The sequence below is a fragment of the Streptomyces sp. CBMA156 genome (assembly GCF_014596515.1).
In the GTDB taxonomy this organism is placed as follows: Bacteria; Actinomycetota; Actinomycetes; order Streptomycetales; family Streptomycetaceae; genus Kitasatospora.
Map to the genome: position 1 here is coordinate 1 of NZ_MSJQ01000266.1, position 21,721 is coordinate 21,721.

Genomic DNA, 21,721 nt, shown 5'->3' on the forward strand with positions numbered 1-21,721 from the left:
CGCCGGGCGGCCGCTCCCTGGTCCAGTGGACGCCGCCGCGCGCCGTCGGGCGGGCCGGGCCGACCACGACGGCGGTACGGGCGCCCGCGCAGGCGGCGAGCACCCGGTCGAGCAGGGTGGTCTCGCCCACCGTCAGGCCGGGTTTGTCGGCGCCGCCGAGGCGCCGGGCGGCCCCGCCCGCCGGGACGATCGCGTCGTACGGCGTCATGCGGCCAGTATCCGCCCTACTCCTCCGCGGGCTCCGGGGCGTCCGAAGCCTCCGCAGCCTCCCGGTCCTCGGGCCCGGCGACGGCCTCGGCCTCGACGGCGGCGGCGGCCGCCGCCGCCGCGCGGGCGGTGTTGGCCGCCGCGCCCAGCTCCAGGAAGGACGGCAGGGTCAGCTCCCCGTACCGCTCGCTCATCGCCGTGACCAGCGCCTCCGGGTCGTCCGGGTGCTCGGCCAGCAGCCGGTCGAAGTCCTGGAGGTACTCACCGGTGAAGGCCAGCACCCTGGCGGCGTCGTCGCCCTGGTCCGGGGCCCGGTGCCCGGCGATCACCCGGTCCGCGCCGAGGTCGGCGATCCGGCCGAGGTTGTGTCCCCAGGTGGTGCGCTGGGCCGGGGTGGTGTCGGCGGTCCAGACGTGGGTGCCGTTGTGGACGAAGTCCCCGGCGATCACGGTGCGGACGCTCGGCACGTGGACGACCGTGGAGTCACCGCAGTCGGCCTGGCCGAGCAGCAGGACCGGGATCACCTGGCGGTCCAGCATCAGCGGCTGCGGCAGCAGCGGGGCGGGGATCAGCGGGTGGTCCGGGATGTCGTCGCCGTACACCGGCTTCCACTGCGCGACCTTGGCGGCGACGGTGCGGCGGATGCCCTCGACGACGGCCGGGGCGGCCAGCAGCTGCGCGTCCGGGAAGAGCCGCAGCACCTCCTCGGCGCCGAAGTAGTGGTCCGGGTGCTGGTGGGTGACCACGACGGCGAGCAGGCGTCTGCCCTTGCCCGCGACCCACTCGGCCAGCTCGCGCCCGGCGCTGCGGGTCAGCTGGGCGTCGACCAGGATCGCGGTCCGCTCGCCGAGGATCAGCGCGGAGGTGGCGAAGAAGGCCGACTCGGGGCCGGTGAAGACGGCGACCTCCAGCGGCCTGGCCGGCTGCCCCGGCTCCGGCGGCACGGCGGCCGGCACGGCACCGGCTGTCCCGACGGGCCCGCCGGACCCGGCCTGCTGGGCCCGGGCACGCTCCGCGCCGGGGCTGTCCTCGGGCGGGGACGACGTCACGGGCTGCTCCCTCTGGTCGGCGGTCGGATGTCCTGCGCCCTACAGCATGGGAGTACCGGCGGCCGATTGCGCGGAAGGCGCGCCCGGCGGGGCGCGCCTCCGATCCACGTCACACCGGCCTTCCGGTCCGCGCCGCACCGTGCCTCAGGCGACCGGCTCCTTGGCCAGGCGGGCGGCCTGCTCCAGCGCCTGCGCCTTGGACTCGACGGCCTTCGGAACGAAGTCGGCCATCGCCGGGACGGCTGCGGCCAGGGTGAACTCCGGGACGATGAAGTCGACCTCCAGCCCGAGCATGCCGGTCAGCACCTTCTCCAGGTAGGTGGTGACGAACTCGTACGGCTCGCGCGGGGCGCCGGGCGCGTACGAGCCGCCGCGGGGGGCGACCACGGTGACCGGGGTGCCCTTGGCGGAGGGCGCCTCGCCGGCGGTGCGGCCGACCAGGATCACGTGGTCCAGCCAGACCTTGAGGGTCGACGGGATCGTGAAGTTGTACATCGGGCTGCCGATCAGCACCGCGTCGGCGCGCTCCAGCTCGGCCATCAGCTCGTCGCGCAGCGCGAAGGCGGCGGTCTGCTCGGCGCTGCGGGCCTCGGCGGGGGCGAATCCGGCGCTGATGCCGTGCACGTCCAGGTGCGGGAGCGGGTCGGCGGCGAGGTCCCGGTAGATCACCGTGCCCTCGGGGTGCTGGGCCTGCCAGGCGGCCCGGAACGCGGCGGTGACCTCGTGGGAGACGGAGCCGTCGGCGACCGCGGAGGAGTCGAGGTGCAGGAGCGTGGGCATGGCAGTGCCTCCAGAGAATTAGTAGCTGCTGTTTTCGCTGCAACTGAAAGTACGGTAGCAGCTTACTTTTCTACAGTCACTAGTGAACGGTCGAGTAGGCTGGGACCATGGCCGAGCACGAGGCAGTGACCGACGGAGTCCCGACCGCCACCGACGCCTGCGGCGCCGCCGGTCCCGGCCCCTGCCGCACCGTCGACCTGGCCCTCAACCGGGTGTTCACCCTGCTCGGCAAGCGCTGGACCGGCATGCTGCTGGGCGTGCTCACCAACGGCGGCCCCGCGTACTTCTCCGAGCTGCGCCGCGCCGTCCCCGGCATCAGCGAGCGGATGCTCTCCGACCGGCTGACCGAGCTGGCCGAGGCCGGCCTGGTCGTCCGGGAGGTCGACGCGGGCCCGCCGCTGCGGGTCAGCTACCGGCTCACCGAAGCCGGCATCGCGCTGAAGCCGGCGCTCACCGAACTGGCCGTCTGGGCCGACCGCCACCTGCCGGAGGGCGTGCTCAAGGGCGGCTGCTGAGCCCGCCCGGCCGCCCCCGGACATGCGGAAGGGCCCGTCCACCGGTTCCGGCGGACGGGCCCTTCGGCCATGGGCAGTGCGGTCGGTCAGCGCTTCGCGGCGCCCCGGCGCAGTCGGGCCACCCGGTCGGTGACACCCCAGGTGGTCACCCGCCACAGCGCCTCGACCACGATGCTGCGGCTCATCTTGGACGCCCCCAGCTCGCGCTCGACGAAGGTGATCGGCACCTCGGCGACCTTGAACCCGGCCTTCACCGTGCGCCAGGCCAGGTCGACCTGGAAGCAGTACCCGGCCGAGGCGACCTCGTCCATTCCCAGGCCCAGCAGGGTCTCCTTGCGGAACGCCCGGTAGCCGCCGGTGACGTCCCTGATCGGGACGCCCAGCATCAGCCGCGAGTAGGTCGAGCCGCCGCGGGAGAGCAGCAGCCGCGACTTCGGCCAGTTCACCACCCGGCCGCCCGGCACCCAGCGCGAGCCCAGCACCAGGTCGGCGCCGCGCAGCGCGCCCAGCAGCCGGTCCAGCTCCTCGGGCTGGTGCGAGCCGTCCGCGTCCATCTCGACCAGGACGTCGTAGCCGTTGTCGATGCCCCAGCGGAAGCCCGCGAGGTAGGCGGCGCCCAGGCCCTCCTTGCCCTTGCGGTGCAGGACCTGGACGTTCGGATCCTCGACGGCCAGCTTGTCGGCCAGCTCGCCGGTGCCGTCGGGGCTGTTGTCGTCGGCCACCAGGACGTGGACCTCGGGCACGGCGGCGCGGACCCGGCCGACGATCCGCTCGACGTTCTCGGCCTCGTTGTAGGTCGGGATGATCACCAGGACCTTGCCGAGATCAGCAAAACTCTGCTGGTTCACGGTCACGTACAAACCTCTCGGCCGATGACGGGGGGTCTCGGAACACCGGCGCCCGCACTCTGGAACGCGGCTCCACCGGCAGCTCCATCGAGGAGGACCCCGGTGGTGAACTGCGCGCAGGGCGGAGGCTACTGCGTCCTGGCATCCTACTACCGCGCCCGGGAGCCGCTGCTCCGACCGTGGCACTTCCACCGGATGCCCACCGTTTCCCCGTGGGTGACACCGGTCGGCTAGGGTCGTTTCCCTTGCCCGTGCCCGGCCCGCCCGCACCGCCGGTCCCGTCCCGGCGATCCGGACTCGGGACATCCGGGGCCGCCCAGACTGCGAAGGAGTAGGACCGCGCGCATGGACAGGCTCGTCAACACCGTCCGCCCGTACGCCTGGGGGTCGCTCACCGCCCTGCCCGAGTTGCTCGGGCAGCGGCCGACCGGTGAACCGCAGGCCGAGCTGTGGATGGGCGCCCACCCCGGTGCGCCGTCCCGCGCCGACCGCGGCGAGGGCCCGCGCCGGCTGGACGAACTGATCGCGGCCGACCCCGAGGGCGAGCTGGGCGCCGCGAGCGTGGCCAGGTTCGGCCCGGCGCTGCCGTTCCTCTTCAAGATCCTGGCCGCGGGCATCCCGCTGTCCATCCAGGCCCACCCGACGCTCGACCAGGCCCGGTCCGGCTTCGCCGCCGAGGAAGCCCTCGGCATCCCGCTGGACGCTCCCGAGCGCAGCTACCGGGACACCAACCACAAGCCCGAAATGGTCTGCGCGCTGGGCGAGTTCGAGGGCCTGTGCGGCTTCCGCCGGCCCGCGGCGGCGGCCCGCCTGCTGTCCGGGCTCGCGGTGCCCGGGCTCGCCCCGGTGATCGACCGGCTGGCGGCCGAGGACAAGTCCGAGGCGCTGCGCGGCGCGCTGACCGCCGCCCTCGCCCTGGACGGGGAGACCGTCCGGCGGACCGTCGAGGTGCTGGCCCTGACCGACCCCGACGGCGAGTACGCCCCGTACGCCCGGATCGCCGCGGACTTCCCGGACGACCGCGGCGTGGTCGCCGGCATGCTGCTCAACCACTTCCGGCTGCGGGCCGGCCAGGCGCTCTACCTCGGCGCCGGGGTGCCGCACGCCTACCTCTCCGGCGTCTGCGTCGAGCTCCAGGCCAACTCCGACAACGTGCTGCGGGCCGGCCTCACCCCGAAGCACATCGACGTGCCCGAACTGCTCAAGGTCGTGGTCTTCGAGCCCGGCGCCCCCGAGGCGCTGGAGCCGGTGCCGGCCGGGACCACCCCGGGCGAGGAGCTCTACCCCGTCCCGATCGACGAGTTCCGGCTCTCCCGCTTCGTCCTGGACGGCACCGAGCGCGAGATCGACGGCCGCACCCCGCAGATCCTGCTCTGCACCGAGGGCGCGGTCCGGCTGACCGCCGCCGACGGCACCGTGCTGGACCTGGCCCGCGGCCGGTCCGCCTTCCTCCCCGCCACCGACACGCCGACCCGGCTGTCCGGCACCGGCAGCACGCTGTTCCGCGCCACCGTCACCGTCTGACCGCTCCCCCGACGGGAACGCCGGGGCTCAGTCCCTGGTCATGTCGACGAAGCGCGAGTAGTGGCCCTGGAAGGCCACCGTGATGGTCGCGGTCGGACCGTTACGGTGCTTGGCGACGATCAGGTCGGCCTCGCCCGCGCGGGGGGACTCCTTCTCGTAGGCGTCCTCGCGGTGCAGCAGGATGACCATGTCGGCGTCCTGCTCGATCGAGCCGGACTCACGCAGGTCGGAGACCATCGGCCGCTTGTCGGTGCGCTGCTCGGGGCCACGGTTCAGCTGGGAGAGCGCGATGACCGGCACTTCCAGCTCCTTGGCCAGCAGCTTGAGGTTACGGGACATGTCCGAGACCTCCTGCTGACGGTTCTCGGCCCGGCGGGAGCCGCCGGACTGCATCAGCTGGAGGTAGTCGATGACGACCAGCTTGATGTCGTTGCGCTGCTTCAGCCGGCGGCACTTGGCCCGGATCTCCATCATCGACAGGTTCGGCGAGTCGTCGATGAACAGCGGCGCCTCGCTGACGTCGGGCATCCGGCGGGCGACCCTGGTCCAGTCGTCGTCCGTCATGTTCCCGGAGCGCATGTGGTGCAGCGCCACCCTGGCCTCGGCGGAGAGCAGGCGCATGGCGATCTCGTTGCGCCCCATTTCGAGCGAGAAGATCACGCTCGGCAGCTTGTTCTGGATCGAACAGGCCCGCGCGAAGTCCAGCGCTAGGGTGGACTTGCCCATCGCGGGGCGGGCCGCGATGACGATCATCTGACCGGGGTGCAGACCGTTGGTGAGCGCGTCGAAGTCGGCGAAGCCGGTCGGCACGCCGGACATCTGGCCCTGCCGGGAGCCGATCGCCTCGATCTCGTCGAGGGCGCCCTCCATGATGTCGGCGAGCGGCGCGTAGTCCTCGTTGGTGCGCTGCTCGGTGACGGCGTAGATCTCCGCCTGGGCGGCGTTGACGATCTCGTCCACGTCGCCCTCGGCCGCGTAGCCCATGCCGGCGATCCTGGTGCCCGCCTCGACCAGCCGGCGCAGCACCGCTCGCTCGTGGACGATCTGGGCGTAGTACTCGGCGTTGGCCGCGGTCGGGACGGAGTTGACCAGGGTGTGCAGGTAGGAGGCGCCGCCGACCCGCTGGAGCTCGCCGCGCTTGGTCAGCTCGCCGGCCACGGTGATCGGGTCGGCCGGCTCGCCACGGGCGTAGAGGTCGAGGATCGCGCCGTGAACCATCTCGTGCGCGGGCCGGTAGTAGTCGGCCGGCTTGAGCACCTCGACCACGTCGGCGATGGCGTCCTTGGAAAGCAGCATGCCGCCGAGGACGGACTTCTCGGCGTCCAGGTCCTGCGGGGGGACGCGCTCGAAGCCGTCCACCCCGCCCTCGCCGTCGCCCTCGTCCCGGCGCTGCCAGCCGCCCTTGCCGCCCTTGCCGCCCTCCGACCGGCCGCCCTTGCCGTCCTTCTGGAAGCCGCCCTTCTGGGAGCCGTCGCGGCCACCGCCCTGACGCCCCTCGCCGCGGCCGCGCGAGACCGGCAGCCGGTCACCGGGGCCGTCCGGGAAGGGCCCGTCGTCGAAGGCGCCGGCGGGGAAGGGATCCTCGGCGTTCTGCCAGTCCTCCTCCGGCGGCGGGGCGTCGTGGTCGTCGTACTGGGGGCCGGTCACGCGTGTTCCCCGATCAGCGAGTGGTGCGAAGTCTGGAGCCGGCCTTGCCGGTGGCCGGGTGGAGCGGATCCGCTCCTCTTTGTACGCCACGGCTCAGACAAATCGGACGCCGGGGCGGTGGGAGTGTCGGGCGGAGGGCCCACGCTAAGGCGCCGGACGCCGTTGCGCCAAGGCGGTTATCCACAGGGGGTGTGGATGAACGGCCCCGTCCTGTGGAGAACTGCCGCAAAGCTGTGGACACCCCTGTGGACGTCCCTGTGGATAACCGGACGATCGATCCACCGTCAACCTGTTGACCTGGGATTACCTCTTCTCGGGCCTGTGCATGAGAAATTCTTCACACACCTCCGAACGGCTGTCGACACGGAGCGGACGAACCGCGTCGCTCAAGATTGCGAGTAATGGTCACCTGCCACTTACATCCATTACCTGTGGATGAGTAGCCTGGAGCCCATGACCGCCTCGCCGACCCCGGCCCCCTCACGACGCCGGCACGACCGGGAGATCCTCGCCCTGGCCGTGCCGGCCTTCGGCGCCCTGGTCGCCGAACCGCTCTTCCTGATGGCCGACTCGGCGATCGTCGGCCACCTCGGCACCCCCCAGCTGGCCGGGGTGGGCATCGCCGCCGCCGCGCTCTCCACCGCGACCGGCGTGTTCGTCTTCCTCGCCTACGCCACCACCTCGGCGGTCGCCCGCCGGATCGGCGCCGGGGACCGCAGGGGCGCCGTGCAGCAGGGGATCGACGGCATCTGGCTCGCCCTGGCCCTGTCCGTCCCCGTCGTCCTGCTCACCCTGCTGCTGGCCCCCTGGGCGGCCGACGTGCTGGGCGCCTCGGCGACCGCCGCGCCGCACGCCGTGACGTACCTGCGGATCAGCTCCCTGGGCATCCCGGCGATGCTCATGGTGCTGGCCGCCACCGGGGTGCTGCGCGGCCTCCAGGACACCCGCACGCCACTGGTGGTGGCCGTCGGCGGCTTCGCGGCCAACATCGGCCTGAACGCCGGCCTGGTGTACGGCGCCGGGCTCGGGGTGGCCGGCTCGGCCTGGGGCACCGTGCTGGCGCAGACCGGGATGGCCGCCGCCTACCTGGTCGTGGTGGTCCGCGGCGCCCGCCGGGAGGGGGCCTCGCTGCGACCGGACGCGGCGGGCATACGGGCCGGGGCCAGGGCCGGCGGCCCGCTGCTGGTCCGGACGATCAGCCTGCGCGCGGTGCTGATGACCGCCACCGCGGTGGCCGCCCGGCTCGGCGACGACCAGGTGGCCGCCCACCAGATCACCATGACGCTGTTCAACTTCCTGGCCTTCGCACTGGACGCCATCGCGATCGCGGGCCAGGCCGTCATCGGCCGCTTCCTGGGCGCCTCGGACGTCCCGGGCGCCAGGGCCGCCACCCGCCGGATGGTCGAGTGGGGCATCGTCTCCGGGCTGGTGCTCGGCCTGCTGGTGGTGCTCGCCCGCCCGCTGTACATCCCGCTGTTCACGCCCGATCCGGCCGTCCGGGCCCAGCTGGGCACCGCCCTGCTGCTGCTGGCGCTCACCCAGCCGGTGGCCGGACTGGTCTTCGTCCTGGACGGGGTGCTGATGGGGGCCGGGGACGGCCCCTACCTGGCCTGGGCCGGACTCGCGACCCTGGTGGTGTTCGTCCCGGTGGCCCTCGCGGTGCCGGCCACCGGCGCCGGACTGGCCGGGCTCTGGTGGGCGATGAACCTGTTCATGCTGCTGCGGGCCGGTTTCCTGGCCTGGCGCGCCCGCGGCGGCAAGTGGCTGGTCACCGGAGCGGTGCGCGGCTGAAGCGGGCCCGCGCGGGCTCCGGGAGGTCCGGAAGGTCCGGGGCCGAGACCCCGGACCCCGGGAAAAGACCGAGGGCCGGACTCCCGGAGGAGTCCGGCCCTCGGGCCTGGTGCTACGGAGCTCAGGCAGCCACGACGGCGACGTCGAGGTTGGCCACGACGTCCGAGTGCAGCTTGACCGAGACCTTGTGGGTGCCCACGGTCTTGATCGGCGAGGTGATCGCGACGGCGCGCTTGTCCACCGCCGGGCCGCCGGCGGCCTTGATGGCCTCGACGACGTCGGCCTGGGTCACCGAACCGAACAGACGGCCGGCGTCGCCCGAGCGGACGGCCAGCTTGACCTGGACGCCCTCGAGCTTGCCCTTGACCTCGGTGGCGGCCTCGAGGGTCTGGATGGCGTGGATCTTGCGGGCGCGACGGATGGCGTCGACGTCCTTCTGACCACCCTTGGTCCAGCGGATGGCGTAGCCACGCGGGACCAGGTAGTTGCGGGCGTAGCCGTCCTTGACCTCGACGACCTCGCCGGCGGAGCCGAGACCCGGCACCTCGTGAGTGAGGATGATCTTCATTACTTGGTCACCCTCTCTTAGCGCGCGGTGCTGGTGTAGGGCAGCAGCGCCATCTCACGGCTGTTCTTCACGGCCGTGGCGACGTCACGCTGGTGCTGGGTGCAGTTGCCGGTCACCCGGCGGGCACGGATCTTTCCGCGGTCGGAGATGTACTTCCGCAGCAGGTTCGTGTCCTTGTAGTCAACGTAGTTGACCTTGTCCTTGCAGAAGACGCAAACCTTCTTCTTCGGCTTGCGAGCAGGCGGCTTCGCCATTGTGTGCTCCATTTGGGGTTCACGGCCCGGCAGGCGTCCGGGGACGCCGCGGCCGGGCCGCACGAAATCTGTCAGCTCTTAGAACGGGGGCTCTTCCGAGTAGCCGCCGCCGCCACCGCCGGCCGGGGCACCCCAGCTGCCGCCCTGGTTTCCACCGGACGGGGCGCTGGACGCCCACGGGTCGTCGGAGGGGCCGGACTGGCCGCCGCCGGAGTTCCCACCCCAGCTGCCGCCGCCCTGCTGGCCGCCACCGCCACCGGAGTTTCCACCCCAGTTGCCGCCGCCGCCCTGGCCGCCGCCCTGCTGGCCGCCGAAGCCGCCACCGGGGCCGCCGGACCGGTTGGCCCGGGTGACCTTGGCGGTCGCCGAGCGCAGGCTCGGGCCGACCTCGTCGACCTCGACCTCGAAGACCGTCCGCTTCTCGCCTTCCTTGGTCTCGTAAGACCGCTGGCGCAGTCGGCCCTGCACGATGACGCGCATGCCGCGCTGCAGCGACTCGGCCACGTTCTCCGCCGGCTGCCGCCAGACGTTGCACGTGAGGAAGAGGCTCTCGCCGTCCTTCCACTCGTTCGTCTGACGGTCGAAGGTGCGGGGGGTGGACGCGATGCGGAACTTCGCGACCGCCGCACCCGACGGGGTGAAGCGCAGCTCGGGGTCGTCGACGAGATTGCCGACGAGGGTGATGACGGTCTCGCCTGCCATGGTGGTGATGACCTCTCGGGAAGATGTCCGTTCACCGCTGTTTCACGTGAAACAGCGGACGCGAGCTACCCGAGACCCGAAGGCCTCAGAGGTGGCTCAGTGGGTGTCCGGGCGCAGGACCTTGGTCCGCAGAACCGACTCGCTCAGGCCAAGCTGGCGGTCGAGCTCCTTGACGACCTCAGGCGTGGCCTTGAGGTCGATGACCGAGTAGATGCCCTCGGACTGCTTGTTGATCTCGTAAGCCAGACGGCGGCGACCCCAGGTGTCGACCTTCTCCACCTTGCCACCCGCGTTGCGGACGACGGCGAGGAAGCTCTCGATCAGGGGGGAGACAGCGCGCTCCTCGACCGAGGGGTCGAGGATGACCATCAGCTCGTAGTGACGCATGAGTAACCCACCTCCTTTGGACTCAGCGGCCACGGTCTCTCCGTGGCAGGAGGGTTGTGCGTAGCGTCGGCACCGGTGCGGTGACGACGACTCCGGCCCACCGTAGCGGCCGGGTCGGACAGTCGGCCCCCGCTCCACCCGACAGGGGGTGTCGCCCGGAAGAGGGCGCAAAGGGGGCACAACTACACCAGTGCAGACGGCACAGCCTACCTGCACCCGGACGGCCGAACAAAACGCATAGGGGTTGTGAGAGTGACCCAACCGCCGCAATCTGGACGGAACGGGATTCCTGCCCGTTCGTCTCCACGCCAGGAGGTGGGACCCATGGCCCAGTCCGTCCACCGCATGCCCGCGCTCACGCTGAACACCGACGGCCACCCGCACCCCCGCGAGAACACCCTGGTGGGCGTCACCGCCCTGCTGGGCGTGATCGCCTTCACCACCTCGTTCTTCCACAACCTGCACCTGCTGACCTCGTGGACCGGCCTGTTCGGGATCGTCGCCGGCCTGTGGGGCATGTTCGTCTCGGTCACCACCGCCGAGCGCTTCGTCCTGATGGTCTCGCTCGGCGCCGCCGCCCTCGGCTTCTACCTCGGCATCGCCCGGGGCGGTCTCTGGGGCTGAACCGCCCCCGCGCCCGCCCGCTGGGACCGAGCCCACAGGGCCGATCCGGAACCCTCGCCGCCCCCGTCGCGTATCTGCAGAGGAGACAGGTACCCGACGGGGGCGCCGCCGTGCCCGCCGGAACGGGTGCCCGGGCCCCGGACGATAAGGTCAGCCCGAGAACCTGGGCCACCGCAGCCCGACCGACGAGGAGCACCGAGCAATGAGCCTGCGCCTGAGGACGATCACCCGCGAGGAGCACCTCGCCTTCATCAGGAGCCGCGCCTCGGCGAGCCACATGCAGGTGCCGTCGTGGGGCGACGTGAAGGCCGAGTGGCGTTCCGAGTCGATCGGCTGGTTCGACGAGGCCAACCAGCTCGTCGGCGCCGGCCTGGTGCTCTACCGCCAGCTGCCGAAGCTCAAGCGCTACCTCGCCTACCTGCCCGAGGGCCCGGTCATCGACTGGTTCGACCGCGACCTCGACCGCTGGCTCTCCCCGATGCTGGCGCACCTGAAGTCCCAGGGCGCGTTCTCGGTGAAGATGGGCCCGCCGGTGGTCATCCGCCGCTGGGACGCCCCCACCATCAAGGAGGCCATCGCCGCCAAGCAGGCCAAGCGCCTGCGCGACGTCGAGGCCGACTGGTACGAGGCCCGCGCCTTCGAGGTGGCCGACCGGCTGCGCAAGGCCGGCTGGCTCCAGGGCGAGGAGGGCGGCGCCGGCTTCGGCGACGTCCAGCCCCGCTACGTCTTCCAGGTGCCGCTGGCCAACCGCTCGCTGGACGACATCCAGAAGGGCTTCAACCAGCTCTGGCGCCGCAACATCAAGAAGGCCGAGAAGAGCGGCGTCGAGGTCGTCCAGGGCGGCTACGACGAGCTGCCGATCTTCCACCAGCTCTACCTGGTCACCGCCGAGCGCGACAAGTTCACCCCGCGCCCGCTGGCCTACTTCCAGCGGATGTGGAACGCCCTCACCGCCGAGGACCCGAACCGGATGCGGCTCTACATCGCCTACCACGAGGGCGAGCCGCTGGCCGCGACCACGATGCTGGTGGTCGGCGAGCACGTCTGGTACTCCTACGGCGCCTCGGCCAACCACAAGCGCGAGGTCAAGCCGTCCAACGCCATCCAGTGGCGGATGATGCGCGACTCCTACGCCCTCGGCGGCGGGGTGTACGACCTGCGCGGCATCAGTGACACCCTGGACGAGAACGACCACCTGTTCGGCCTGATCCAGTTCAAGGTCGGCACCGGCGGCCAGGCGGCCGAGTACCTCGGCGAGTGGGACTTCCCGCTCAACAAGCTGCTGCACAAGGCCCTCGACCTCTACATGTCCCGCCGCTGAGGAGACTGACCCGATGACGCTGTCGCTCTACCTCGAGACCGAACGCTGGCGCGACCACCAGCGCTCCGTCCTCGCCGAGTTCCCCGGGCTGGTCCCGGTCGCCAAGGGGAACGGCTACGGCCTGGGCAACCACCGGCTGGCCGAGGAGGCGACGCTGCTGGGCACCGGGGTGCTCGCCGTCGGTACCGCGTACGAGGCGGCCGACGTCGCCGAGTGGTACGGCGGTGAGCTGCTGGTGCTCACCCCCTACCGGGTCGGCGAGGAGATACTGCCACTACCGCACGCCCGGGTGATCCGGACGGTCGCGAGCGTGGCGGCGCTGCGGTCGCTGCACGGCGCCCGGGTGGTGCTGGAGTGCATGACCACCATGCGCCGGCACGGCGTGAGCGCGGACGACCTGCGCACCGCCGCCGCCGAGCTGGACGGCGTCAGCTTCGAGGGGCTGGCGCTGCACCTGCCGATGGACCGGCCGGACGGCTCCAGCCCGGTCGAGGAGGTCGCCCACTGGGTGGACACCGCCGTGGCGGCCGGCATCCCGGTGCACACCGTGTTCGTCAGCCACCTCGGCGCGGCCGGCATGGAGCAGCTGGCCCAGCGTTACCCGCGGACGGTCTTCCGGGCCCGGATCGGCACCAGGCTCTGGCTGGGCGACCACGCCGCGCTGGAGGTCAGGGCCACCGTCCTGGACGTCACCCCGCTGAAGAAGGGCGACCGCTACGGCTACCGCCAGCACCCGGCGCCCTCCGACGGCCACATCCTGGTGGTCGCCGGCGGCACCGCGCACGGCATCGGCCTGGAGGCGCCCAAGTACGTGCAGAGCATGGGGGCCCGGGCCAAGGGCATCGCCCGGGCCGGTCTGGCGACCGTCAACAAGACCAAGTCGCCGTTCCACTGGGCCGGCAAGCAGCTGTGGTTCGCCGAGCCGCCGCACATGCAGGTCTCGCTGCTGTTCCTGGACGCGGAGACCGCCCCGCCGGCGATCGGCGAGGAGCTCGGTCTCCAGGTCCGGCACACCACCACGCACTTCGACCGCGTGGTGGACCGCTGAGCCGCTGAGGCGCGGCTACGGCTTCTCGGCCGGCTCCGGCAGTTCGGGCTCGTTCAGCCACTGCTCGGGGCCGGCCGGCGCGTACCCGGCGTAGCTCTCCTCCTCGCGCAGCCGGCGGGCGGTGCCCAGCACGAACACGTCCGGGGCGTGGTCCAGCACCCCGCCCGAGGGGTCGTCGCTGCCGTCCCAGCGGACCGGGTCGTGGTCCGGGTCGAGGGCGTCGCGGACCACCATGACGACCAGGTAGAGCGTGCCGAGCAGGTGCAGCGCGACCGCGAAGTGGTACCAGCCCTCGCCGAGCCCGTGCTGCTTGGAGCCGGTGACGAAGCCCAGGTGGGACCAGATGCCCAGGGTGTAGAGCACCTCGCAGGCCTGCCAGATCAGGAAGTCCCGCCAGCGCGGCCTGGCCAGCACCGCGAGCGGCAGCAGCCAGAGCGCGTACTGCGGCGAGTACACCTTGTTGGCCAGCACGAACAGCGCGACGACCAGGAAGGCCAGCTGCGCGAAGCGCGGCCGGCGCGGGGCCGAGAGGCCGAGCCACGCTATGGCCAGGCAGCCCAGCACCATCAGCACGCCGATGTAGAGGTCGAGGTCGGCCAGCCCGGCGCCGCGGCTCTGCATCAGGATCAGCCAGAACGAGCCGTAGTCCTCGCCGCGGTGCTTGCTGAACACGTAGAAGGTCGACCAGCCCTGCCAGTTGGCCATCATGATCGGCAGGTTGACCAGCAGCCAGGAGCCGACCGCCCCGCCCAGCGCCAGCCGGAACTCGCGCCACCTGCCGGACCGCGAGCAGAGCACCAGCAGCGGGCCGAGCAGCAGCAGCGGATAGAGCTTGGCGGCGGTGGCCAGACCGATGAAGACGCCGGCCCAGCCCGGCCGGGCGCCGGACCACCAGGCCATCGCGACAGCGGCCAGGGCGACCGCGAGCAGGTCCCAGTTGACGGTGCCGTTGAGCAGCAGGACGGGGGCGAGCGCGAACAGCAGCGCGTCCCACGGCCGGCGCCGGTGGGTGCGCGAGAGCGCCACCGCGGCGACCACCGCGCAGGCCATCAGCATCCCGGCGTTGATCGCCCAGAACCACTGCTCCTGGCTCTGCTGGTCCCCGCCGCCGGGCGTCAGCCAGGCCGCGACCTGCATGAACAGGCCGGTCAGCACCGGGTACTCGAGGTACTGGAGGTCCCCCGAGGAGCCCGGGATGCGGTCCACGTACGGGTGCAGCCCGGCCGCGAAGCCGCGTCCGGAGAACAGGTGCGGGATGTCGCTGTAGCAGGCGTGCACGTACTGCGGCGAGCCCGGCTGGAACCAGGCCTGCTCGTAGCAGGGCAGCTTCTGCACCATGCCGAGCACCGAGACCACGATCACCGCGAGCGCCAGGAAGCGCGCCGGGATCCACCAGGAGACGCCGAGCAGGGCCCGGCGCCCGGGGGGCCCGCCGAACAGCTCGCTGCCGGCCGCCGCCACCGGATCCTCGTCGGCCGGGACGACCACGGTGTTGGCCGACGGCGCGGCCGTGGCGACGGCTGCCGGGGTGGGCCCTGCGGCGGCGCCGGACCCGACCGGGCCGGCGGATTCGTCACGATCGCTCGACGTCATGCCGGACATCCTGCCGCACCGGTCCCGCTGGGACGAGGAGGACCCCGCAACGGTCTGCATGCCGGACGGCGGGCGGGTTCGCCAATCGTGACGAAACGGCCATGACGGTGGCGGCGCCGCTGCCGGGGAGCCGTGGTGCCCGTGCGGGAGGAACGGCGGCGCCCGGACGAGAACGGCGGTGCCCGTGAGGAAACACGGCGGCGCCCGGACGGAAAACGGCGGTGGCGGCCCTCCGAGGAGGACCGCCACCGCCGTTCCTGGTTCCGCCGGACGGTGGCTACTGGCCGCCGCCCGGCCCGCCCTGCAGGCCGCCGGTGCTGCTCGGCGTCGGCTTGCCGCCGCCGGTCGGCTTGCCGCCGCCGGTGCCACCGCTGCCGTTGCCGCCGTTGCCACCGCTGCCGCCGCCCGGCGGGGTGCTGTCCCCGGGCGCCGGGGTCGTCGGGCAGCCGACGAACGGCAGACAGGTGTTGCTGGGGTGCGGCGGGTTCTTGGTCGCCGTCTGGGTCGGCTGGTCACCGGGGCAGTCCACGCCCGGCACGCAGGTCGGGGTGGTGGGCTGCTGCGGCTGCACGGGCGGCTGCGGCGCCTGCGACTGGGTCTGCGGCGGGGCCGACGGGGTCTCGGTCGTGGGAGCGGCCGTCGTCGGGGTGGCCGTGGACGGCGCACCGGAGGAGTCCACCGCGGTGCCGACCGGCTGCGGGGTCGGGAAGTCCATCTTCTTCTCGTTGGCCAGCGCGGCCTTCATGTACCGGGTGAAGACGTCGGTCGGGATGTCACCACCGTGGATGGACTCCTTGCCGCCGGTGCCGTTGAGCGACTGCCGCTCGTGCTTGCTCGGGTCCTCGCGCCACATCGCGACGCTGGTCACCAGCTGCGGGGTGTAGCCGACCCACCAGGCCGACTTGTTCTGGTCGGTGGTACCGGTCTTCCCGGCCACCGGGCGGCCCAGCTCCTTCGTCTTCTTGCCGGTACCGTTCACCGCCACGTTCACCAGCGAGTCGGTGACGTTGTCCGCGACGGCCGGCTCCAGCGCGACCTTGAGCTCCTTCTTGCCGAAGCCCGGGCGCTCCACGCCGCTCACCTCGACCTTGGTGACCGAGTACGGCTCGGCCTCCTTGCCGCTGGCCGCCAGGGTGCCGTAGGCGGTGGCCATCCGGATCGGGCTGATGGTGGAGGTGCCGAGCGGGAAGGTCGCCGTCTTCGGGTCGGCGAGGCTGTCCTTCTTGACGCCCATCTGCACCGCGATGTCGGCCACGTTCTGGCCGCCGACGTCCTGGTTGAGCTGGACGAAGGGCACGTTGTACGAGTACTGCATGGCCTGCCGCAGCGAGACGTAGCCGCGCTTGCCCGAGTCCTCGTTCTTCTGCCGGTACGGCTTGCCGTCGTCGCCGATCACCAGCGAGCCGTCCGGCTTGCGGATCTCGGACATGTCGTCGGCCAGGTAGCGGCTGTCGGAGTTGATCCGCTTCGGCTTGCCCTTGTCGTCCTTCGCGGTCTGCACGCCGACCTGCATCGCGGTGGCCAGCACGAAGGGCTTGAAGGTCGAGCCGACCTGGACGCCGGTGGCGTCGGCGTTGTTGTCGAAGTGGCCGTTCTCCACGCCGTCGCCGCCGTAGAGGGCGATGATCGCGCCGTCGCCGGGACGGATGCTCGCGGAGCCGAACTGGATGTTGGTGTCGTTGTTCGGCCGCTTCGCCGGGTCGAGGTTCTCCGACTTGACGTCGTCGACCGCCTTCTTCAGGGCGTCGACCTTGTCCTTCTCGAAGGTGGTGTAGATCTTCAGGCCGCCCCGGTCGATCATCTGCTGGGTGATCGTCTTGTCGGTGGCCAGCACGTACTTGTTGGCGGTGTCGACCAGGTAGCTGACCTCACCGTTCATGTTGGAGCTGGGCTTCTGCGGGAGCGGGGCGGGGAACGTGGTGCACTTGGCCCGTTCCTCCGGGGTGATGGCCTTGGTGTCCACCATCTGCTCCAGGATCCAGTTCCACCGGCCCTGGGCCCGTTCCTTGTTGTCCGGGTTGGTGGGGTCGTAGTACGTCGCACCCTTGAGCAGCCCGGCCAGCATGGCGCTCTGGCAGATGTCCAGGTCCTTGGCGTCCACCCCGTAGTACGCCTGGGCGGCCGCCTGGGCACCGTTCGCACCGCGGCCGAACCAGCTGGTGTTGAGGTACCCGGTGAGGATCTCGCTCTTCTCCTTGTCCTGGTTGATCTTCAGCGTGATGAAGAACTCCCTCACCTTGCGGCTGAGGGTCTGTTCCTGGCTCAGGTAGGCGTTCTTCACGTACTGCTGGGTGATCGTCGAGGCGCCCTGGGTCTCACCGCCCTTCGCCATGTTGTAGACGGCGCGGAGCATGCCCTTGGGGTCGATGCCGCTGTCGGTCTCGAAGGTCTTGTTCTCCGCGGCGATGACGGCGTGCTGGAGGTGCGGGCTGATGTCCTTGAGCTCGACGATCTGACGGTTGGTCTGGCCCTTGCGGGTCATCTCCGTGTTGTCGGCCCAGTAGTAGATGGTGTTCTGGTCCTTCACCAGCTCGTTCAGCTTCGGGACCTCGGTGGTCTGGTACAGGTAGAACACCAGGCCGACGAAGCAGCCGAAGACCACCAGGACGCCGCTCAGCCACTGCCGCCAGGAGGGCAGCCAGCGCCGGACGCCGGTCTTGCCGAACCGCGGGTAGTCGATGAACCGCTTCTTGCCGGGGCCGGCGGCCGCGGCGGCGGAGCCCGCGGCGGCACCGCGCCCGGGGCCGCCCTTGCCCTTCTTCTGGGCGGCCTTGCGCATCTCCGCACGGGTCATCCGGGGCTGCTGTGCGGTCTCCCTGACCCCCGAGGGGCGCCCCCGGCCGACGCCGTCCGAGCGCAGCTCGTCGGGCCCCGGCCCCCCGCCTTGACGGCCTCCGCCGCCCGGGGGCTGCTGCCCGTCACCGCCCGGGTTGGGCGTCCTTCGCCGTCGCTCGCTCATCTTCCAGCCACTCCTCGCCAGGCGTTTCCAGCCTGAAGGCAGGGTTCACGTCCGATGCCCGCCAACCGCCCTGATCCCGGAGGTGGTCCTCGTGCACACGCGACAGCGTACGCAGCACGGATATACAACTAATCGGACATCAGTTGCCAATGCCCGCAAAACGGCAACAGATCATTACACGCCCGTTGCCAATGCCGTCCGCGCGTCGGCTTGTGATCACGTTCACGCGCGCCCCCCTTGCCCGTTCCGGGGGTCGGGTTTACTGTTCTCGATATATCGAGCCGATACATCGAAGCGGAATACCGCCGGATGCAGCGGCCGGACCGAGGCCGAGAGGGAGGAGGACGACGGCAGTGGGCAGACGCTCAGGAGTGCTGGAGTTCGCCGTCCTCGGCCTGCTCCACGACGCCCCGATGCACGGCTACGAGCTGCGCAAGCGCCTCAACATCCTGCTCGGGACGTTCCGCGCACTCTCCTACGGGACGCTGTACCCCTGCCTGAAGAACCTGGTCGCTCAGGGCTTCCTGGTCGAGGACAACCCGGACGTCGAGTACGTCCCGGCCACCGCCCTCAACGGCAAGCGGTCCAAGATCGTCTACCGGCTCTCCGCCGAGGGGAAGCAGCGTTTCGAGGAACTGCTCGCCGACTCCGGCCCGGACGCCTGGGAGGACGAGCACTTCGGCGTGCACTTCGCCTTCTTCGGCCAGACCGACCGGGCCGTGCGGATGCGCGTCCTGGAGGGGCGCCGCAGCCGGCTGGAGGAGCGGCTGGAGCGGATGCGCAACTCGCTGGCCCGCGCCCGTGAGCGGTTCGACGACTACACCGTCGAACTCCAGCGGCACGGACTGGAGTCGGTGGAGCGTGAGGTCCGCTGGCTCAACGAGCTGATCGAGACCGAGCGGTCCAACCGCACCGGCCGGATCGGCCCCGACACCGGTGGCGACCCCGCCGCCGGTCCCCACAAGACTTCGGACGGCCGTGGCCGGGAAGCCGGGTCCACGGACCCGTCCGGGCCACCGTACGACCGCCCGGGGCGCTCCGCCGAGGAGCGCTGACACCGCGCCAGCCCTGTGCCGCGCGGCAGGATCGGGCGCCTCGCGCCCGTACATGCAGTCATCGAAGAAGCAGGACGAGTTCCGCCTACCCCGGCGGTCCTCATGAGATCACAGGGAGCAACCGGAATGGGTTCGGTTCGCGTAGCCATCGTGGGCGTGGGCAACTGCGCCGCGTCGCTGGTGCAGGGTGTCGAGTACTACAAGGACGCCGACCCGGCCGGCAGGGTCCCCGGGCTGATGCACGTCCAGTTCGGTGACTACCACGTCCGTGACGTGGAGTTCGTCGCCGCCTTCGACGTCGACGCCAAGAAGGTCGGCTTCGACCTGGCCGACGCCATCGGCAACAGCGAGAACAACACCATCAAGATCTGCGACGTCCCGCCGACCGGCGTGACCGTCCAGCGCGGCCACACCCTCGACGGCCTGGGCAAGTACTACCTGGAGACCATCGAGGAGTCGGACGAGGCGCCGGTCGACGTCGTCCAGGTCCTCAAGGACCAGCAGGTCGACGTCCTGGTCTGCTACCTGCCCGTCGGTTCCGAGGCCGCGGCCAAGTTCTACGCCCAGTGCGCCATCGACGCCAAGGTCGGCTTCGTGAACGCCCTGCCGGTGTTCATCGCGGGCACCAAGGAGTGGGCGGACAAGTTCACCGAGGCCGGCGTGCCGATCGTCGGTGACGACATCAAGTCCCAGGTCGGCGCGACCATCACGCACCGCGTGATGGCCAAGCTGTTCGAGGACCGCGGTGTCATCCTCGAGCGCACCATGCAGCTGAACGTCGGCGGCAACATGGACTTCAAGAACATGCTCGAGCGCGAGCGCCTGGAGTCCAAGAAGATCTCCAAGACCCAGGCCGTCACCTCGCAGATCCGCGACCGCGAGCTGGGTGCCCGGAACGTCCACATCGGTCCCTCGGACTACGTGGCCTGGCTGGACGACCGCAAGTGGGCCTACGTCCGCCTGGAGGGCAAGGCCTTCGGCGACGTCCCGCTGAACCTGGAGTACAAGCTGGAGGTCTGGGACTCCCCGAACTCCGCCGGTGTCATCATCGACGCCCTGCGCGCCGCGAAGATCGCCAAGGACCGCGGCATCGGCGGCCCGATCCTCTCGGCCTCCTCGTACTTCATGAAGTCCCCGCCGGTCCAGTACTTCGACGACGAGGCCCGCGAGAACGTCGAGAAGTTCATCCGCGGTGAGGTCGAGCGCTGAGCCTCGCGAAGTTCGCGATTGTCGAGCACGGTGCGCTGAGCCTCGCGAAGTTCGCGATTGTCGAGCACGGTGCGCTGAGCGTCGCGAAGTTCGCGATTGTCGAGCTTGTGAGTCTCGCGAAGCTCGCCGCTGTCGAACATGACGCGCCGAGCTGACCGCTCGTAGCCCGGCAGAAGAGCCCACGGTCTCCGGATCGCGGGCTCTTCACGTTTTCGAGGCCAATGTTTCACGTGAAACAGCGACCGGTTCCATGGCACCCTGGGCGGGTGGCGATCACCGAGAACGGCAGCACCCACCGGTCCGCACACCGGGCCACGCTCCTCGGCCTGATGCAGGGTCGCGACTTCCGGCGGCTGCTGACCGCCCGGGTGCTCTCCCAGCTCTCGGACGGCGTCTTCCAGGTCTCGCTCGCCGCGTACGTGGTCTTCTCCCCCGAGAAGCAGTCCTCCCCCGCCGACATCGCCTCGGTGCTGGCCGTGATGCTGCTGCCGTTCTCGGTGATCGGCCCGTTCGCCGGTGTGCTGCTCGACCGCTGGCGCCGCCGCCAGGTGCTCTACTTCGGCAACCTGGCCCGCTTCGGACTGGGCCTGGGCACCGGTGCGCTGCTGCTGGCGGAGGCGCCGACCTGGCTGTTCTTCGCCTCGGCCCTGCTGGTCACCGCGCTCAACCGGTTCATCCTGGCCGGCCTGTCCGCCGCCCTGCCCAGGGTCGTGGAGCAGGACCAGCTGGTCACCGCCAACGCCCTCTCCCCCACCCTCGGCACGGTCGCCGCCGCCTCGGGCGGGGGCATCGGCTTCCTGCTGCACCAGTTGATGGCGCCCGGCCCGAAGGCCGACGCCGCCCTGGTCACGGTGGCCGCGCTGCTCTACCTGGCGGCCGCCCTGGCCGCCCGGCGGATGGACCGCGACCTGCTCGGCCCCGATCAGCACGGGGACCGCCCCGCGCTCGGCCAGGCGCTGGTCCGGGCCGCCGTCGAACTCGGCGCCGCCGTGCGCCACCTGGTGCGGGACTGCCGGCCCGCCGTGCACGCGTTGGCCGCCGTCACCGCGGCCCGGTTCTGCTACGGCGTGCTGATCGTGGTCGTGGTGATGCTCGCCAGGTACACCTTCAACGACCCGACCGACAGCGCGGCCGGGCTGGTCACCCTCGGCCAGGCGGTCGGCCTGTCCGCCGCCGGCTTCTTCGTCGCCGCGGTGGTCAGCCCCTGGTGCACCCGCCGGCTGGGCCTGGCCGGGTGGATGACGGCCTGCCTGGTCGCCCCCGTGGTCTTCGTCCCGGCGCTCGGCCTGAGCTTCACGCTGGTGCCCTGCCTGATCGCCGCCCTGCTGCTCGGGGTGGTCACCCAGGGCACCAAGATCTGCGCCGACACGGCGGTGCAGGAGTCGGTCGAGGACGAGTTCCGCGGCCGGGTCTTCGCCATCTACGACGTGCTGTTCAACGTCGCCTTCGTGGCCGCCGCCCTGGTCACCGCGCTGGTGCTGCCGCTGTCCGGCCGCTCCGTCACGGTGGTCGTCGGGGTCGCCGGGGTATACGCCCTGACGGCGGTCCTCTACCTGCGCGCCGCCCGCCGGAGCCCGCTCCCCCGGTGACCAGGCCTCCTGAGGCCCCTCGGGGGCTCGGGCCGACGGCGTCCGACCGAC

At 71.3% G+C, this 21,721-nt stretch carries 20 protein-coding genes; 9 read left to right on the plus strand and 11 right to left on the minus strand.

Annotation, left to right across the window (positions count from 1 at the left end; translation table 11 throughout):
- From BU198_RS22395 to BU198_RS22405, 3 genes are all read right to left on the minus strand, one after another.
- Positions 1–208: NTP transferase domain-containing protein (locus BU198_RS22395; RefSeq protein WP_188298645.1), on the minus strand; the 208-nt coding region annotated here is incomplete at its 3' end.
- Positions 209–224: 16 nt separating this feature from the next.
- On the minus strand, positions 225–1,256 hold the full coding sequence (locus BU198_RS22400) for an MBL fold metallo-hydrolase (RefSeq protein WP_188298646.1): 1,032 nt from the start codon (positions 1,254–1,256) through the stop codon (positions 225–227).
- A gap of 144 nt (positions 1,257–1,400) precedes the next feature.
- Positions 1,401–2,036 (minus strand): FMN-dependent NADH-azoreductase, encoded by a 636-nt coding sequence (locus BU198_RS22405; RefSeq protein ID WP_188298647.1) that lies wholly within the window; start codon positions 2,034–2,036, stop codon positions 1,401–1,403.
- Positions 2,037–2,143: 107 nt separating this feature from the next.
- Here BU198_RS22405 and BU198_RS22410 point away from each other — a divergent pair, with 107 nt between their 5' ends.
- On the plus strand, positions 2,144–2,551 hold the full coding sequence (locus tag BU198_RS22410; RefSeq protein WP_188298648.1) for a winged helix-turn-helix transcriptional regulator: 408 nt from the start codon (positions 2,144–2,146) through the stop codon (positions 2,549–2,551).
- Positions 2,552–2,637: 86 nt separating this feature from the next.
- On the opposite strand, the gene BU198_RS22415 is transcribed toward BU198_RS22410, so the two are convergent.
- The gene (locus BU198_RS22415; protein WP_188298649.1) at positions 2,638–3,405 is read right to left on the minus strand and encodes a polyprenol monophosphomannose synthase; all 768 of its coding nucleotides are present in this window, start codon (positions 3,403–3,405) and stop codon (positions 2,638–2,640) included.
- Between the two features lie 339 nt (positions 3,406–3,744).
- Here BU198_RS22415 and manA point away from each other — a divergent pair, with 339 nt between their 5' ends.
- On the plus strand, positions 3,745–4,923 hold the full coding sequence (gene manA, locus BU198_RS22420) for a mannose-6-phosphate isomerase, class I (protein ID WP_188298650.1): 1,179 nt from the start codon (positions 3,745–3,747) through the stop codon (positions 4,921–4,923).
- 27 nt (positions 4,924–4,950) lie between these two features.
- On the opposite strand, the gene dnaB is transcribed toward manA, so the two are convergent.
- Positions 4,951–6,444 carry a replicative DNA helicase gene (gene dnaB, locus BU198_RS22425; protein WP_188298666.1) on the minus strand — a complete coding sequence of 498 codons (1,494 nt, stop codon included), beginning with the start codon at positions 6,442–6,444 and terminating at the stop codon, positions 4,951–4,953.
- Positions 6,445–7,023: 579 nt separating this feature from the next.
- Here dnaB and BU198_RS22430 point away from each other — a divergent pair.
- Entirely contained in the window at positions 7,024–8,361 is a 1,338-nt protein-coding gene (locus tag BU198_RS22430) for an MATE family efflux transporter (protein WP_188298651.1), read from the plus strand.
- Positions 8,362–8,482: 121 nt separating this feature from the next.
- Here the strand turns inward: BU198_RS22430 and rplI are convergent, their stop codons facing one another.
- The 4 genes from rplI to rpsF all read right to left on the minus strand — a co-directional run bounded on the left by rplI (position 8,483) and on the right by rpsF (position 10,272).
- Positions 8,483–8,929: a 50S ribosomal protein L9 gene (gene rplI, locus BU198_RS22435; RefSeq protein WP_188298652.1), complete on the minus strand. Its 447-nt coding sequence runs from the start codon at positions 8,927–8,929 to the stop codon at positions 8,483–8,485.
- 17 nt (positions 8,930–8,946) lie between these two features.
- Positions 8,947–9,183 carry a 30S ribosomal protein S18 gene (gene rpsR / locus BU198_RS22440; RefSeq protein ID WP_030059640.1) on the minus strand — a complete coding sequence of 79 codons (237 nt, stop codon included), beginning with the start codon at positions 9,181–9,183 and terminating at the stop codon, positions 8,947–8,949.
- Positions 9,184–9,261: 78 nt separating this feature from the next.
- Entirely contained in the window at positions 9,262–9,885 is a 624-nt protein-coding gene (locus tag BU198_RS22445; protein ID WP_188298653.1) for a single-stranded DNA-binding protein, read from the minus strand.
- Positions 9,886–9,981: 96 nt separating this feature from the next.
- A complete protein-coding gene (gene rpsF, locus BU198_RS22450; protein WP_188298654.1) occupies positions 9,982–10,272 on the minus strand; it encodes a 30S ribosomal protein S6 in 291 nt (96 codons plus the stop codon).
- Between the two features lie 324 nt (positions 10,273–10,596).
- Between rpsF and BU198_RS22455 the strand changes: the two genes are divergently transcribed.
- The 3 genes from BU198_RS22455 to BU198_RS22465 all read left to right on the plus strand — a co-directional run bounded on the left by BU198_RS22455 (position 10,597) and on the right by BU198_RS22465 (position 13,265).
- Complete coding sequence (locus BU198_RS22455; RefSeq protein ID WP_188298655.1) at positions 10,597–10,896, plus strand: hypothetical protein; 300 nt, start codon at positions 10,597–10,599, stop codon at positions 10,894–10,896.
- 202 nt (positions 10,897–11,098) lie between these two features.
- Complete coding sequence (locus BU198_RS22460) at positions 11,099–12,217, plus strand: lipid II:glycine glycyltransferase FemX (protein WP_188298656.1); 1,119 nt, start codon at positions 11,099–11,101, stop codon at positions 12,215–12,217.
- Between the two features lie 13 nt (positions 12,218–12,230).
- Positions 12,231–13,265, plus strand: a complete 1,035-nt coding sequence (locus BU198_RS22465) for an alanine racemase (protein ID WP_188298657.1) — start codon at positions 12,231–12,233, stop codon at positions 13,263–13,265.
- Between the two features lie 15 nt (positions 13,266–13,280).
- Here BU198_RS22465 and BU198_RS22470 read toward each other — a convergent pair whose 3' ends face one another.
- Both BU198_RS22470 and BU198_RS22475 read right to left on the minus strand, forming a co-directional pair.
- Positions 13,281–14,858 (minus strand): glycosyltransferase family 87 protein, encoded by a 1,578-nt coding sequence (locus BU198_RS22470; RefSeq protein WP_188298658.1) that lies wholly within the window; start codon positions 14,856–14,858, stop codon positions 13,281–13,283.
- Between the two features lie 277 nt (positions 14,859–15,135).
- Positions 15,136–17,652 (minus strand): transglycosylase domain-containing protein, encoded by a 2,517-nt coding sequence (locus BU198_RS22475; protein WP_188298659.1) that lies wholly within the window; start codon positions 17,650–17,652, stop codon positions 15,136–15,138.
- A gap of 518 nt (positions 17,653–18,170) precedes the next feature.
- Between BU198_RS22475 and BU198_RS22480 the strand changes: the two genes are divergently transcribed.
- The 3 genes from BU198_RS22480 (at position 18,171) to BU198_RS22490 (ending at position 21,670) form a co-directional block, all read left to right on the plus strand.
- The gene (locus tag BU198_RS22480) at positions 18,171–18,872 is read left to right on the plus strand and encodes a PadR family transcriptional regulator (RefSeq protein ID WP_188298660.1); all 702 of its coding nucleotides are present in this window, start codon (positions 18,171–18,173) and stop codon (positions 18,870–18,872) included.
- Positions 18,873–18,998: 126 nt separating this feature from the next.
- Positions 18,999–20,081: an inositol-3-phosphate synthase gene (locus BU198_RS22485; RefSeq protein ID WP_188298661.1), complete on the plus strand. Its 1,083-nt coding sequence runs from the start codon at positions 18,999–19,001 to the stop codon at positions 20,079–20,081.
- A 329-nt stretch (positions 20,082–20,410) separates the two neighbouring features.
- Positions 20,411–21,670, plus strand: a complete 1,260-nt coding sequence (locus BU198_RS22490; RefSeq protein ID WP_223244785.1) for an MFS transporter — start codon at positions 20,411–20,413, stop codon at positions 21,668–21,670.
- The last annotated feature ends 51 nt before the right edge of the window (positions 21,671–21,721 follow it).

Bases quoted from the DNA above. Each gene is read 5' to 3' on its own strand.
- BU198_RS22485 (WP_188298661.1), top strand. From the start codon at position 18,999: ATGGGTTCGGTTCGCGTAGCCATCGTGGGCGTGGGCAACTGCGCCGCG.
- BU198_RS22410 (WP_188298648.1), top strand. From the start codon at position 2,144: ATGGCCGAGCACGAGGCAGTGACCGACGGAGTCCCGACCGCCACCGAC.
- BU198_RS22465 (WP_188298657.1), top strand. From the start codon at position 12,231: ATGACGCTGTCGCTCTACCTCGAGACCGAACGCTGGCGCGACCACCAG.
- BU198_RS22460 (WP_188298656.1), top strand. From the start codon at position 11,099: ATGAGCCTGCGCCTGAGGACGATCACCCGCGAGGAGCACCTCGCCTTC.
- manA (WP_188298650.1), top strand. From the start codon at position 3,745: ATGGACAGGCTCGTCAACACCGTCCGCCCGTACGCCTGGGGGTCGCTC.
- BU198_RS22405 (WP_188298647.1), bottom strand. From the start codon at position 2,036: ATGCCCACGCTCCTGCACCTCGACTCCTCCGCGGTCGCCGACGGCTCC.
- BU198_RS22475 (WP_188298659.1), bottom strand. From the start codon at position 17,652: ATGACCCGTGCGGAGATGCGCAAGGCCGCCCAGAAGAAGGGCAAGGGC.
- rpsR (WP_030059640.1), bottom strand. From the start codon at position 9,183: ATGGCGAAGCCGCCTGCTCGCAAGCCGAAGAAGAAGGTTTGCGTCTTC.
- BU198_RS22445 (WP_188298653.1), bottom strand. From the start codon at position 9,885: ATGGCAGGCGAGACCGTCATCACCCTCGTCGGCAATCTCGTCGACGAC.
- BU198_RS22430 (WP_188298651.1), top strand. From the start codon at position 7,024: ATGACCGCCTCGCCGACCCCGGCCCCCTCACGACGCCGGCACGACCGG.
- BU198_RS22490 (WP_223244785.1), top strand. From the start codon at position 20,411: ATGCAGGGTCGCGACTTCCGGCGGCTGCTGACCGCCCGGGTGCTCTCC.
- rpsF (WP_188298654.1), bottom strand. From the start codon at position 10,272: ATGCGTCACTACGAGCTGATGGTCATCCTCGACCCCTCGGTCGAGGAG.
- BU198_RS22455 (WP_188298655.1), top strand. From the start codon at position 10,597: ATGGCCCAGTCCGTCCACCGCATGCCCGCGCTCACGCTGAACACCGAC.
- BU198_RS22470 (WP_188298658.1), bottom strand. From the start codon at position 14,858: ATGACGTCGAGCGATCGTGACGAATCCGCCGGCCCGGTCGGGTCCGGC.
- rplI (WP_188298652.1), bottom strand. From the start codon at position 8,929: ATGAAGATCATCCTCACTCACGAGGTGCCGGGTCTCGGCTCCGCCGGC.